Genomic DNA, 13,121 nt, shown 5'->3' on the forward strand with positions numbered 1-13,121 from the left:
CCCATGATCCATATCCCGAAAGCGGAATACAGCCGGCGCCGCAAGGCGCTGATGGCGCAGATGGAACCCAACAGCATTGCCATCCTGCCCGCCGCCGCGGTGGCCATCCGCAATCGCGACGTCGAGCACGTCTACCGCCAGGACAGCGATTTCCAGTACCTCAGCGGTTTCCCCGAGCCGCAGGCGGTGATCGTCCTGATGCCCGGCCGCGAGCATGGCGAATACGTGCTGTTCTGCCGTGAACGCAACGCCGAACGCGAGCTGTGGGACGGCCTGCGCGCCGGCCAGGAAGGGGCGATCCGCGACTACGGTGCCGATGACGCGTTTCCCATCACCGACATCGACGACATCCTGCCGGGCCTGATCGAAGGCCGCGACCGGGTGTATTCGGCGATGGGCAGCAACCCGGAGTTCGACCGGCACCTGATGGACTGGATCAACGTGATCCGCTCCAAGGCGCACCTGGGCGCCCAGCCACCGAACGAATTCGTTGCCCTGGATCATCTGCTGCACGACATGCGCCTGTATAAATCGGCGGCAGAAGTGAAGGTGATGCGCGAGGCCGCGCGGATTTCGGCACAGGCCCACATCCGTGCGATGCAGGCCAGTCGTGCCGGGCTCTACGAATACAGCCTGGAAGCCGAACTGGACTACGAATTCCGCAAGGGCGGGGCGAAAATGCCCGCCTACGGTTCGATCGTCGCCGCCGGGCGCAACAGCTGCATCCTGCATTACCAGCAGAATGACGCGTTGCTCAGGGACGGCGATCTGGTGCTGATCGACGCCGGTTGCGAGATCGACTGCTACGCCAGCGACATCACCCGTACCTGGCCGGTCAACGGCAAGTTCTCCGCCGAGCAGAAAGCGATCTATGAACTGGTGCTCGCCGCGCAGGAAGCCGCGTTCGCCGAGATCGCTCCGAACAAGCACTGGAACCAGGCGCACGAAGCCACGGTTCGAGTGATTACCACAGGGCTGGTGAAACTCGGTTTGCTACACGGCGAGGTCGACGAATTGATCGCCAGCGAAGCCTACAAGGCGTTTTACATGCACCGCGCCGGCCACTGGCTGGGCATGGATGTGCATGACGTCGGCGAGTACAAGGTGGGCGGCGAATGGCGCGTGCTGGAGGTCGGCATGGCGCTGACCGTGGAGCCGGGCATCTATATTGCCCCGGACAATCAGAACGTAGCGAAGAAATGGCGCGGCATAGGCGTGCGCATCGAGGATGACGTGGTAGTGACCAAGAGTGGTTGTGAAATCCTGACCGGCGGCGTGCCGAAAACCGTCGCCGAGATCGAAGCGCTGATGGCGCAAGCACGGACACGCGCGGCATGAGTCGGGTCAATCTGGCAATCATTGGCGGCGGTCTGGTCGGCGCCAGCCTGGCCCTGGCCCTGCAAGCCGGGGCCAAGGCGCGTGGCTGGAACATCGTCCTGATCGAGCCGTTCGCCCCCGGCGACAGCTGGCAGCCGAGCTACGACGCACGCTCGTCGGCGCTGTCCTTCGGCTCGCGGCAGATTTATCAACGGCTGGGCGTGTGGCAGGAAATCTCCCGCCGTGCCGAGCCGATCAAGCAGATTCACGTCTCCGACCGTGGCCGCTTCTCCACCGCGCGCCTGTCGGCGATGGAAGAGGGCGTCCCGGCACTCGGCTACGTGGTGGAAAACGCCTGGCTCGGCCAGTGCCTGTGGCAGCACCTCGACAACAGCGTGATCAGCTGGCGCTGCCCGGCGCAAGTCACGCGCATGGAACCGCTGCCGGATGGCTACCGCCTGACGCTCGACGATGAAACCACGCTCGAATGCGACCTCGCGGTGCTCGCCGATGGTGGCCGCTCGGGGCTGCGCGAGCAATTGGGCATCAACGTGCGCAAGCGCCCGTACAACCAGAGCGCGCTGATCGCCAACATCACCCCGAGCGAAGCGCACAACGGCATGGCCTTCGAGCGTTTCACCGACGAGGGGCCGATGGCCTTGCTGCCGCTGCCGGAAAACCGTTGCGCGCTGGTCTGGACCCGGTTGGGGATGGACGCGCAGCGACTGGCCGAGCTCAGCGAACGGGATTTCCTCAGCGAACTGCAGGGTGTGTTCGGCTACCGTCTCGGCACGCTGAAACAGGTCGGCGCGCGGCATCTGTATCCGCTGGCGCTGGTCGAGGCCGAGGAGCAGGTACGCTCGCACCTGGCCGTGCTCGGCAACGCCGCCCACAGCCTGCATCCGATTGCCGGCCAGGGCTTCAACCTGTCGCTGCGCGATGCCGATGCGCTGGCCGCGGCGTTGCTTGCCAGCGACAAGCCGCTGGGCGACTTCGCCACGTTGCAGGCCTATCGCGAGCGCCAGCGTCTGGATCAGGACCTCACCGTCGGCTTTTCCGATCAGGTCACGCGGTTGTTCGGCAGCACCCAGCCGCTGGTCTCGCTGGGGCGCAACATCGGCCTGCTCGGCCTCGACCTGCTGCCGCCGGCCAAGCGCTGGTTCGCCCGTCAGGCCATGGGGCTGGGGACGCGGCCGGATGCTTGAGTGGCTGACCGCCAGGCTGGGCAAGGCGCGGCTGATGCGCTGGGTGATGACGCTCTACCCGCCGTACCTCGGCGCCGGGGTGCGGGTGCGGCACATCAGCGATGACTTTCGCGATATCCAGGTGTCGATGGGGCTGGGCTGGTACAACCGCAACTACGTCGGCACCCAGTTCGGCGGCAGCCTGTACTCGCTGGTCGACCCGTTCTACATGCTGATGCTGATGGAGAACCTCGGGCCGCGCTACATCGTCTGGGACAAGGCGGCCGACATCGATTTCATCGCGCCGGGCAAAGGCCCGGTGTTCGCCCGGTTCCACATCGACGACACCCTGCTCGACGAGATCCGTCGGCAGACCGCCACCGGCGAGAAATACCTGCCGCAGTTGCAGGTCGACATTCATGACGGCGCCGGCAACCTGGTGGCGCGGGTCGGAAAAACCCTTTACGTGCGGCTCAAGCCGCAAGCGAGACAGGCCTAAAGCATGGAAATGCGCGCAGATGTGCTGATTGTCGGAGCCGGCATGGTCGGCAGTGCCCTGGCCCTGGCGTTACAGGGCAGCGGGCTGGAAGTCCTGCTGCTCGACGGCAGCCCGTTGAGCGTCAAACCGTTCGCTGGCAACGCGCCGTTCGAGCCGCGGGTGAGCGCATTGTCGGCCGCCAGCCAGCGCATCCTCGAGCGCCTCGGCGTCTGGGACGGTATCGTCCAGCGGCGCAGCAGTCCCTACACCGACATGCACGTCTGGGACGGCAGCGGCACCGGGCAGATTCACTTCTCGGCCAGCAGCGTGCACGCCGACGTGCTCGGGCACATCGTCGAGAACCGCGTGGTCCAGGATGCCTTGCTCGAGCGCTTGCACGCTTGTGATCTGGGCTTGCTGGCCAACGCCCGCCTGGAGCAGATGCGTCGCTCCGGCGACGATTGGCTGCTGACCCTCGCCGATGGCCGCACCCTGCGTGCGCCGCTGGTGATCGCGGCGGACGGGGCCAACTCGGCGGTGCGTCGTCTGACCGGAGTGGCCACCCGCGAGTGGGACTATCTGCATCACGCCATCGTCACCAGCGTGCGCTGCAGCAAACCGCACCGGCTGACCGCCTGGCAGCGCTTCACCGATCACGGGCCGCTGGCGTTCCTGCCGCTGGAGCGCGATGGCCAGCAGGATTGGTGCTCGATCGTCTGGTCGACCACGCCGGGCGAAGCCGAACGGCTGATGGCGCTGGACGACCAGGCGTTCTGCGCGGAACTTGAGCGCGCCTTTGAAGGTTGCCTGGGCGAGGTCATCAGCGCCGATCCACGCCTGTGCGTGCCGCTGCGCCAACGCCATGCCAAGCGGTATGTGGCCGAGGGCCTGGCACTGATCGGCGATGCCGCGCACACCATTCATCCGCTGGCCGGGCAGGGCGTGAACCTCGGTTTCCTCGATGCCGCAGTACTCGCCGAGGTGCTGCTGCAAGCGCTCGAGCGCGGCGAACGCCTGGCCGAGGTGAAAGTGCTGAGTCGCTACGAGCGGCGACGCATGCCACACAACCTGGCGCTGATGGCGGCGATGGAGGGCTTCGAACGCTTGTTCCAGGCCGATCCGCTGCCCGTGCGCTGGTTGCGCAATGCCGGGTTGAAGCTGGTGGAACAGATGCCGGAGGCCAAGGCGTTGTTCGTGCGCGAAGCATTGGGACTGACCGGTGACCTTCCAGTCCTGGCTAAACCTTAGTTCTTTGTTGAGACTGACGGCGCCTTCGCGGGCAAGCCCGCTCCCACAATGTTCAGTGTGAAACTCCAATTTTGGTACATCCGGGACCCTGTGGGAGCGGGCTTGCCCGCGAAGGCGCCGGTTCGGTCGCCAGAGGTTTCGGGCTGTGCAACATCTGGTAACTCCTTGCGGAAGTGTTCGATTGAGCTGGTAAATGTGAGTCCTTATCATTTGGCCCACCTTTTCCGACCGAGAGATCACTCCCATGTTGGCACCCAAGCGTCTTCTGACCGCACTGGCCCTGGCCCTGATCGGCAGCACCGCCGCCCAGGCCGCCGATGAGGTGGTGGTCTACTCGTCGCGTATCGACGAACTGATCAAGCCGGTGTTCGACGCCTACACCGCGAAGACCGGGGTGAAGATCAAGTTCATCACCGACAAGGAAGCGCCGCTGATGCAGCGGATCAAGGCCGAGGGCGAGAACGCCACCGCCGACCTGCTGCTCACCGTCGATGCCGGCAACCTCTGGCAGGCCGAGCAGATGGGCATCCTGCAGCCGTTCACCTCGCCGACCATCGACGCCAACATTCCCCCGCAATATCGCTCGTCCAGCCACGCCTGGACCGGCCTGAGCCTGCGCGCACGGACCATCGCCTATTCCACCGAGCGGGTGCAACCGGGCGAACTGACCACCTACGAAGCGCTGGCCGACAAGAACTGGGAAGGGCGCCTGTGCCTGCGCACGGCGAAGAAGGTCTACAACCAGTCGCTGACCGCGACCATAATCGAAGTGCACGGCGCGGAGAAAACCGAGCAGATCCTCAAGGGCTGGGTCAACAACCTGTCCACCGACGTGTTCTCCGACGACGTCGCGGTACTCGAAGCGATCAGCGCCGGGCAGTGCGATGTCGGCATCGTCAACACCTACTACTACGGGCGCCTGCACCAGCAGAAGCCGCAGCTGCCGGTGAAGCTGTTCTGGCCGAACCAGGCGGATCGCGGCGTGCACGTCAATCTGTCGGGCATCGGCCTGACCCGGCATGCGCCCCACCCGCAAGCGGCCAAGGCGCTGGTGGAATGGATGACTACGCCTGAGGCGCAGAAGATCTTCGCCGACGTCAACCAGGAATTCCCGGCCAACCCGGCGGTGAAGCCTTCCGAGGAAGTCGCGGCATGGGGCCAGTTCGTAGCCGATACGTTGCCGGTGGAAGTGGCGGGCAAGCGTCAGGCTGAAGCGATCCGCATGATGGATCGGGCGGGTTGGAACTGACGCTGCGAGTCGAATCGCTGCAAGCGTGATGCGCAGCGTCACAGGATAAGTGCCCACGCCATGCGTGGGCACAATCATTCAACGAGAGCTTTTCCTTGGCCCACCCCGCCCAACGCCGCTGGTACCCCATCGTCTTCGCCATCGCCGCGTTGGTGCTGCTGCCCCTCAGCGTCCTCCTGCTGTCATGGCAGACCATCGATCAGCAGATCTGGTCGCACCTGTGGCAAACCCAGATGCCACGCCTGCTGGGCAACACCCTGACGCTGGTCGTTGGCGTCGGTGTCGGTGTGACGCTGTTGGGCGTGAGCCTGGCCTGGCTCACCAGCCTCTGCGAATTCCCCGGGCGGCGCTGGCTCGACTGGGCGCTGATGCTGCCGTTCGCCATTCCGGCCTATGTACTGGCCTTCGTCTTCGTCGGCCTGCTGGATTTCGCCGGCCCCGTGCAGAGCCTGCTGCGCGAGTGGTTCGGCAGCGGCCTGCGCCTGCCGCGGGTGCGCTCCACCGGCGGGGTGATCGTGGTGTTGGTGCTGGTGTTCTACCCCTACGTCTACCTGCTGGCGCGCACCGCGTTTCTCGCCCAGGGCAAAGGCCTGATGGAAGCGGCGCGGGTCCTCGGCCAATCGCCGTGGCAGGCGTTCTGGCGCGTGGCGCTGCCGATGGCGCGCCCGGCGATCGGGGCTGGCGTGGCGCTGGCGCTGATGGAAACCCTGGCGGATTTCGGTGCCGTGGCCGTGTTCAACTTCGACACCTTCACCACGGCGATCTACAAGACCTGGTACGGCTTCTTCAGCCTGCCGAGCGCGGCGCAACTGGCCAGCCTGTTGCTGCTGGTGGTGATGCTGGTGCTTTACGGCGAGCGGCGCGCGCGCGGTGCCAATCGGGCGAGCAACGAGCGGCCGCGGGTCAAGGCCCTGTATCACCTGCGCGGACCGAAGGCGTGGGCGGCGACGGGCTGGTGCGTGCTGGTGTTCGCCTGCGCCTTCGTCATCCCGCTGCTGCAGCTGCTGGTGTGGTTCTGGCAGCGCGGGCGCTTCGATCTGGACGAGCGTTACGCCGGACTGATCCTGCACACCCTGTACCTGGGCGGCATGGCGGCTTTGCTCACCGTGAGCGTCGCCTTGCTGCTGGCGTTCGCCCGCCGGCTGGCGCCAACCCCGGCGATCCGTTCCGCGGTCAGCCTGGCCAACCTTGGCTATGCGCTGCCGGGTTCAGTGCTGGCGGTGTCGATCATGCTGGCCTTCAGTTATCTCGACCGGCAACTGGTGATCCCGCTCTCGACCTGGCTTGGCGGCGCGGGCAAACCGCTGTTGCTGGGCAGTCTGGCGGCCTTGCTGCTGGCCTATCTGGTGCGCTTCGTCGCGGTGGCCTATGGGCCGCTGGAAAGCAGTCTGGCGCGTATACGGCCGTCTTTGCCCGAAGCGGCACGTAGCCTGGGTGTCAGTGGGCCGCGACTGTTTTTCAAAGTGTATCTGCCGCTGTTGCTGCCCGGCACGCTCAGCGCCGCCTTGCTGGTATTCGTCGATGTGCTCAAGGAAATGCCTGCGACCCTGCTGATGCGCCCGTTTGGCTGGGATACGCTGGCAGTTCGGATCTTCGAAATGACCAGCGAAGGTGAATGGGCACGGGCATCGCTGCCGGCGCTGACCCTGGTTCTGGTCGGACTGTTGCCGGTGATCGGCCTGATCCGCCGCTCGGCCCATCGAAACACTTAGTCGTCAGTCCCGGATCATGCGGCTACAATGCGCGGCATTCGGTGCGGTTCGTCTGACAGATCGGTACGCTGAAATCGGCTGAGAGCCTTGTATGGCAAGGCTTTCATCGCGTACGGCGGCTGTCCGCACCTTCGCCACGCCCGGAAGGAGAAACCCATGGGACAGCGTACGCCTCTGTATGACCTGCATCTCGCCCTCGGCGCGAAGATGGTCGATTTTGGCGGTTGGGACATGCCCTTGCACTACGGCTCGCAGGTCGAGGAGCACCACGAGGTGCGCCGCGATTGCGGGGTGTTCGATGTTTCCCACATGACCGTGATCGATGTCGCCGGCCCTCAGGCCAAGGCGTGGCTGCAGCATTTGCTGGCCAATGACGTCGAGCGCCTGCACAGCCCCGGCCGGGCGTTGTACAGCACCATGCTCAACGAGCGCGGCGGTATCGTCGACGACATGATCGTCTACCGCCTCGACGACGGCTATCGGCTGGTGGTCAACGCCTCCACCCGCGATCAGGACCTGGCCTGGATGCAGGCGCAGCAGGCCGGTTTCGACGTGCAGGTCAATGAACGTGCGGAGTTGGCGATGCTCGCCATCCAGGGCCCGCAGGCCCGGCAGAAAGTCGCCGAACTGGTCACGCAGGCACGCGCCACGCTGATCCATCAGCTCAAGCCGTTCGAAGGCCGCGCCGATGGCGACTGGTTCATCGCCCGTACCGGCTACACCGGCGAGGACGGTCTGGAAATCGCCCTGCCGGCCAGCCAGGCCCCGGGCTTCTTCAACGATCTGGTCGGCGCGGGGATTTCCCCGATCGGGCTCGGCGCGCGCGACACGTTGCGGGTCGAAGCCGGGATGAACCTCTACGGCCAGGACATTCACCAGGACGTTTCGCCGCTGGCCTCGAACATGGTCTGGAGCATCGCCTGGGAACCGGCCTCGCGCCAGTTCATCGGGCGCAGCGCCCTGGAGGCGGAAAAAGCCGCCGGCGTACAGCACAAACTGGTGGGTCTGGTGCTTGAGGAGCGCGGCGTCTTGCGTGCGCATCAAGTGGTACGGATCGCCGATGTTGGCGAAGGGGAGATCACCAGTGGTAGTTTCTCTCCTACGCTTAGCAAGTCGATTGCCCTGGCGCGTGTACCGATGGCGACTGCCGACCGCGCCGAAGTGGAAATCCGTGGCAAGTGGTATCCGGTGCGAGTGGTCAAACCGACCTTCGTCCGTCACGGCAAAACGTTGATCTAACCTATTCCGGCGGGCCGACCGCTGACAATTTCTCGAGGACACCGAACATGAGCGATATCCCAGCCGAACTGCGTTTTGCCACAAGTCACGAATGGGCGCGCCTGGAAGCCGACGGCACCGTCACCGTGGGCATCAGCGATCACGCGCAGGAAGCGCTGGGCGACGTGGTGTTCGTCGAACTGACCGAAGTCGGCAAAGTGTTCAGCGCTGAAGACCAGGCCGGCGTGGTCGAGTCGGTAAAAGCCGCTTCCGACATCTATGCCCCGGTCAGCGGTGAAGTGATTGCCGTCAACGAAGAGCTGAGCGGCTCGCCCGAGCTGCTCAACTCCGACCCGTATGGCGCGTGGATCTTCAAGCTCAAGCCAAGCGACAAGGCCGAGCTGGACAAGCTGCTCGACGCAGCCGCCTACAAGGCTGAAATCGGCGAGTAAGGCGCAGGCCTTGCCCAAAGCCCCGATCCGTCGGGGCTTTTTTCTGCGCGTGGGTCAGGCGTCGCGCAGCACCGCTTTGACCGCCGCCACCGCACGCTCGACATCGTCCTTGGTCATGCTGGTGAACATCGGCAGCGAGACGATCAGGCGGCCGACCCGTTCCGCCACCGGTAGCATGCCTTCCTGCCAGCCGCGCGCGCGGTACAGGCTCAGCAGATGGATCGGCGGGTAGTGATAGCCGATACCGATGCCCCGAGCCTGCATCTGCTCCATGAAGGTCGCCCGTGCCGGCAAGCCGTCCGCGCGCTCCGGCAGCACCAGTTGGAACAGGTGCCAGTTGCTGCTGCTGAAGTCGGCCGGGGGCAGCTGCGCGCCGTAGGTGGCTTCGAAGTCGTCGCCAAAACATTTGAAGTAGTGGCGGGCCAGCTCCCGACGATGAGCCGTCAGGGCCTCGATGTGGGCGAACTGACCGAGGCCGATGGCGGCCGCGACATCGGTCATGTTGAACTTGCCGCCGAGCACGTCGACGTCCAGGCCGTCGAAACCGCTGCGGGTGACGCCCTGCAAGCGATATTTCTCCGCCAGCCGCACTTCTTCGGCGGTGTTCAGCACCAGGCAGCCGCCTTCGGAGCAGGTGACGTTCTTGTTGGCCTGGAAGCTGAACGACACGAAGTCGCCGCCGGCGCCGATGCGCTGGCCGTTCCAGCTCGAGCCCAGAGCCTGCGCCGCATCTTCGATGATCCGCAGGTTGTGCCGGCGGGCGATGGCGTAGAGGCGGTCCATGTCCACCGGCAGGCCGGCGAGGTACACCGGGATCACCGCACGGGTGCGCGGGGTGATCGCCGCTTCCAGGCGCTCCAGATCGATGTTGCGGGTCAGCGGGTCGATGTCGGCGAACACCGGGGTCGCCCCCACTTCAAGAATCACGTTGGCCGTGGCCACCCAGGAAATCGGCGTGGTGATTACCTCGTCGCCGGGGCCGATGCCGGCAATGCGCAGAGCGATTTCCATGGTGCAGGTGCCGGAGTTGAACGTGCGCACCGGGCGCCCGCCGAAATAGGCCGACAGTTGCGCTTCGAAGGCCTGCACCTTGGGTCCGCTGGTGATCCAGCCGGAGCGCAGCACCTCGCCGACGGCGGCAATCGTGGCTTCATCGATGACGGGTTTGGAAAACGGCAGGAAGGGCAGTTGGCTCATGACGATTCGATCATCCGTTGGTGGGATGCCTGAGGCAGGCGCCACAGCATGGCGCGGAATGCCGCGGCCGCCAAGCCGTCCGCCGCGGTATCGACTGCTATGCTGGTTTGACCGTGTTGCATTGACGCCGAGCGCCAGTCCGGAGAGAGCCCGTCATGTCCCAGTTGCCGTCCCTCAGCCAGTTGCACGACCCCCATGCCTTCCTGCGCCGCCACCTGGGGCCCGACGCCGCCGAGCAACAGGCGATGCTCGACAGCCTCGGCCTCGGCAGTCGGGTCGAACTGATCGAGCAGACGGTGCCGCCCGGCATTCGCTTCAACCGCGCCCTCGACCTGCCGCCAGCGCTCGACGAACAGGCTGCGCTGGACAAGCTGCGCGGCTACGCCGAACAGAATCAGCTGTGGACCAGCCTGATCGGCATGGGCTACTACGGCACCCTGACGCCGACCGTGATCCTGCGCAACGTGCTGGAAAATCCTGGCTGGTACACCGCCTATACGCCGTATCAACCGGAGATCGCCCAGGGGCGGCTGGAAGCCTTGCTCAACTTCCAGCAACTGACCATCGACCTCACCGGCCTGGAACTGGCCAACGCCTCGCTGCTGGATGAGGCCACCGCCGCCGCCGAAGCCATGGCCTTGGCCAAGCGCGTGGCGAAATCGAAAAGCAATCTGTTTTTCGTCGACCGCAATTGCCATCCGCAAACCATTTCCGTGGTACAGACCCGCGCCGAAGGCTTTGGCTTCGAGCTGATCGTCGACGCTGTGGAAAACCTCAAGCAGCACCAGGTATTCGGCGCGTTGCTGCAATACCCCGACACCCACGGCGCGATCCCTGACCTGCGCCCGCTGATCGATCACCTGCACGCGCAACAGGCGCTGGCCTGCGTGGCGACCGATCTGCTCAGCCTGCTGCTACTGACGCCGCCCGGCGAACTCGGGGCAGACGTGGTGTTCGGTTCGTCGCAGCGCTTTGGCGTGCCGATGGGCTACGGCGGCCCGCACGCGGCGTTCTTCGCCAGTCGCGAGGAATACAAACGGGCGATTCCCGGGCGAATCATCGGCGTGTCCCGGGATGCCCGGGGCAACGTGGCGCTGCGCATGGCCCTGCAGACCCGCGAGCAACATATCCGCCGCGAGAAGGCCAATTCGAATATCTGCACCGCCCAGGTGCTGTTGGCCAACATCGCCAGTTTCTACGCGGTCTACCATGGCCCGGAAGGCTTGAAACGGATTGCCCAGCGCGTCCATCGGCTGACCTGCATTCTCGCCACGGGCCTCGCACGCCATGGCATCAAGCGGCTCAACGAACACTTTTTCGACACCCTGACCCTGGATGTCGGCGGCGCACAGACGGCGATCATCGACAGCGCCCGGGCAGCGCGGATCAACCTGCGCATCCTCGGTCGCGGCCAGGTGGGCCTGAGCCTCGATGAAACCAGCGACGAAAGCACGGTGGCGCGCCTGTTCGATGTGCTGCTGGGCGCCGATCATGGGCTTAGCGTCGGCGATCTGGACGGCGAAACGCTGGAATCCGGGATTCCCGAACACCTGCGGCGAAGCTCGCCGTACCTGCGCCATCCGGTGTTCAACGCCCACCACAGCGAAACCGAGATGCTGCGTTACCTCAAGCAACTGGAGCACAAGGATCTGGCGCTCAACCAGTCGATGATCCCGCTCGGCTCCTGCACCATGAAGCTCAATGCCACCAGCGAGATGATCCCGATCACCTGGCCGCAGTTTGCCCACCTGCACCCGTTCGTGCCGCGCGAGCAGGCGCTCGGCTACACGCTGATGATCGATGAACTGCAGCGCTGGCTGTGCGCGATCACCGGGTTCGACGCGATCTGCATGCAGCCCAACTCCGGCGCCCAGGGCGAGTACGCCGGGTTGCTGGCGATCCGCAAATACCACGAGAGCCGCCAGCAGGGTGGGCGCGACATTTGCCTGATTCCATCCTCGGCCCACGGCACCAACCCGGCGTCGGCGCAGATGGCCGGGATGCGCGTGGTGATCGTCGAGTGCGACGCGGCCGGCAATGTCGATCTTGCGGACCTGAAGGCCAAGGCCGGCGAAGCCGGGGACAAACTGTCGTGCCTGATGGCCACGTACCCCTCGACCCACGGTGTCTACGAGGAGGGCATCAGCGAAATCTGCGAGGTGATTCACCAGCACGGTGGCCAGGTGTACATGGACGGCGCCAATCTCAACGCGCAGGTCGGCCTGGCCCGTCCGGCGGACATCGGCGCCGACGTCTCGCACATGAACCTGCACAAGACCTTCTGCATTCCCCATGGCGGCGGCGGGCCCGGCATGGGGCCGATTGGCGTGCGCGCGCATCTGGCGCCGTTCGTCGCCAATCACCCGGTGATACCGATCGACGGGCCGCAGCCGCAGAACGGCGCAGTCAGTGCCGCGCCGTGGGGCAGTGCGAGCATCCTGCCGATCAGCTGGATGTACATCGCCATGATGGGGCCGCAACTGGCGGACGCCAGCGAGGTGGCGATCCTCGCGGCGAATTACCTGGCCGAGCACCTGTCCGGCGCGTTTGAGGTGCTGTACACCGGGCGCAACGCGCGGGTGGCGCACGAATGCATTCTCGATCTGCGCCCGCTCAAGGCGCAGACCGGCATCAGCGAAGAAGACGTCGCCAAGCGCCTGATGGACTACGGGTTCCACGCCCCGACCATGTCGTTCCCGGTGCCGGGTACGTTGATGGTCGAACCGACCGAAAGCGAATCGAAGGCGGAACTGGACCGCTTCATAGGCGCCATGCTGAGCATCCGCGCGGAAATCAGCGAAGTACAGAACGGTAACTGGCCGGCGGAAGACAACCCGCTCAAACGCGCGCCGCATACCCTGGCGGATATCACGGGTGTCTGGGAGCGGCCCTACAGCATTGAACAAGGCGTCACGCCGGACGCGCATACCAAGGCGCACAAATACTGGCCGGCGGTGAATCGGGTGGATAACGTCTACGGCGACCGCAATCTGTTTTGTGCCTGTGTGCCCGTGGACGATTATCGGTGAGACGCAACCAATCGGCGACGAGGTCCAGCCTGCAGGC

General features: G+C 65.2%; 10 protein-coding genes. 9 read left to right on the plus strand and 1 reads right to left on the minus strand.

All coding sequences use genetic code 11. The features are described 5' to 3' along the window. Positions 1–3: 3 nt before the first annotated feature. The 8 genes from pepP (at position 4) to gcvH (ending at position 8,858) form a co-directional block, all read left to right on the plus strand. On the plus strand, positions 4–1,338 hold the full coding sequence (gene pepP / locus QRN70_RS16750; protein WP_285419071.1) for a Xaa-Pro aminopeptidase: 1,335 nt from the start codon (positions 4–6) through the stop codon (positions 1,336–1,338). Beyond that, the gene (gene ubiH / locus QRN70_RS16755; protein WP_285419072.1) at positions 1,335–2,522 is read left to right on the plus strand and encodes a 2-octaprenyl-6-methoxyphenyl hydroxylase; all 1,188 of its coding nucleotides are present in this window, start codon (positions 1,335–1,337) and stop codon (positions 2,520–2,522) included. The genes pepP and ubiH overlap by 4 nt, the downstream gene beginning before the upstream one ends. Next, the gene (locus QRN70_RS16760) at positions 2,515–3,000 is read left to right on the plus strand and encodes a DUF4442 domain-containing protein (protein ID WP_285419073.1); all 486 of its coding nucleotides are present in this window, start codon (positions 2,515–2,517) and stop codon (positions 2,998–3,000) included. Before ubiH ends, QRN70_RS16760 begins: the two co-directional genes overlap by 8 nt. Before the next feature lie 9 nt (positions 3,001–3,009). Further along, a complete protein-coding gene (locus QRN70_RS16765) occupies positions 3,010–4,227 on the plus strand; it encodes a 2-octaprenyl-3-methyl-6-methoxy-1,4-benzoquinol hydroxylase (protein WP_285419366.1) in 1,218 nt (405 codons plus the stop codon). 244 nt (positions 4,228–4,471) lie between these two features. Next, positions 4,472–5,476, plus strand: a complete 1,005-nt coding sequence (locus tag QRN70_RS16770; protein ID WP_285419074.1) for an extracellular solute-binding protein — start codon at positions 4,472–4,474, stop codon at positions 5,474–5,476. Between the two features lie 95 nt (positions 5,477–5,571). Next, positions 5,572–7,188, plus strand: a complete 1,617-nt coding sequence (locus QRN70_RS16775) for an ABC transporter permease (protein WP_285419075.1) — start codon at positions 5,572–5,574, stop codon at positions 7,186–7,188. Between the two features lie 156 nt (positions 7,189–7,344). Continuing rightward, positions 7,345–8,427, plus strand: a complete 1,083-nt coding sequence (gcvT, locus tag QRN70_RS16780; RefSeq protein ID WP_285419076.1) for a glycine cleavage system aminomethyltransferase GcvT — start codon at positions 7,345–7,347, stop codon at positions 8,425–8,427. Positions 8,428–8,474: 47 nt separating this feature from the next. After that, positions 8,475–8,858 carry a glycine cleavage system protein GcvH gene (gene gcvH, locus QRN70_RS16785; RefSeq protein WP_285419077.1) on the plus strand — a complete coding sequence of 128 codons (384 nt, stop codon included), beginning with the start codon at positions 8,475–8,477 and terminating at the stop codon, positions 8,856–8,858. Positions 8,859–8,912: 54 nt separating this feature from the next. On the opposite strand, the gene QRN70_RS16790 is transcribed toward gcvH, so the two are convergent. Continuing rightward, positions 8,913–10,055: a DegT/DnrJ/EryC1/StrS family aminotransferase gene (locus tag QRN70_RS16790; RefSeq protein WP_285419078.1), complete on the minus strand. Its 1,143-nt coding sequence runs from the start codon at positions 10,053–10,055 to the stop codon at positions 8,913–8,915. Between the two features lie 155 nt (positions 10,056–10,210). Between QRN70_RS16790 and gcvP the strand changes: the two genes are divergently transcribed. Beyond that, entirely contained in the window at positions 10,211–13,084 is a 2,874-nt protein-coding gene (gcvP, locus tag QRN70_RS16795) for an aminomethyl-transferring glycine dehydrogenase (protein ID WP_285419079.1), read from the plus strand. Positions 13,085–13,121 lie beyond the last annotated feature (37 nt).

It is taken from the genome of Pseudomonas sp. efr-133-TYG-5, from assembly GCF_030209175.1.
Classification (GTDB): Bacteria; Pseudomonadota; Gammaproteobacteria; order Pseudomonadales; family Pseudomonadaceae; genus Aquipseudomonas.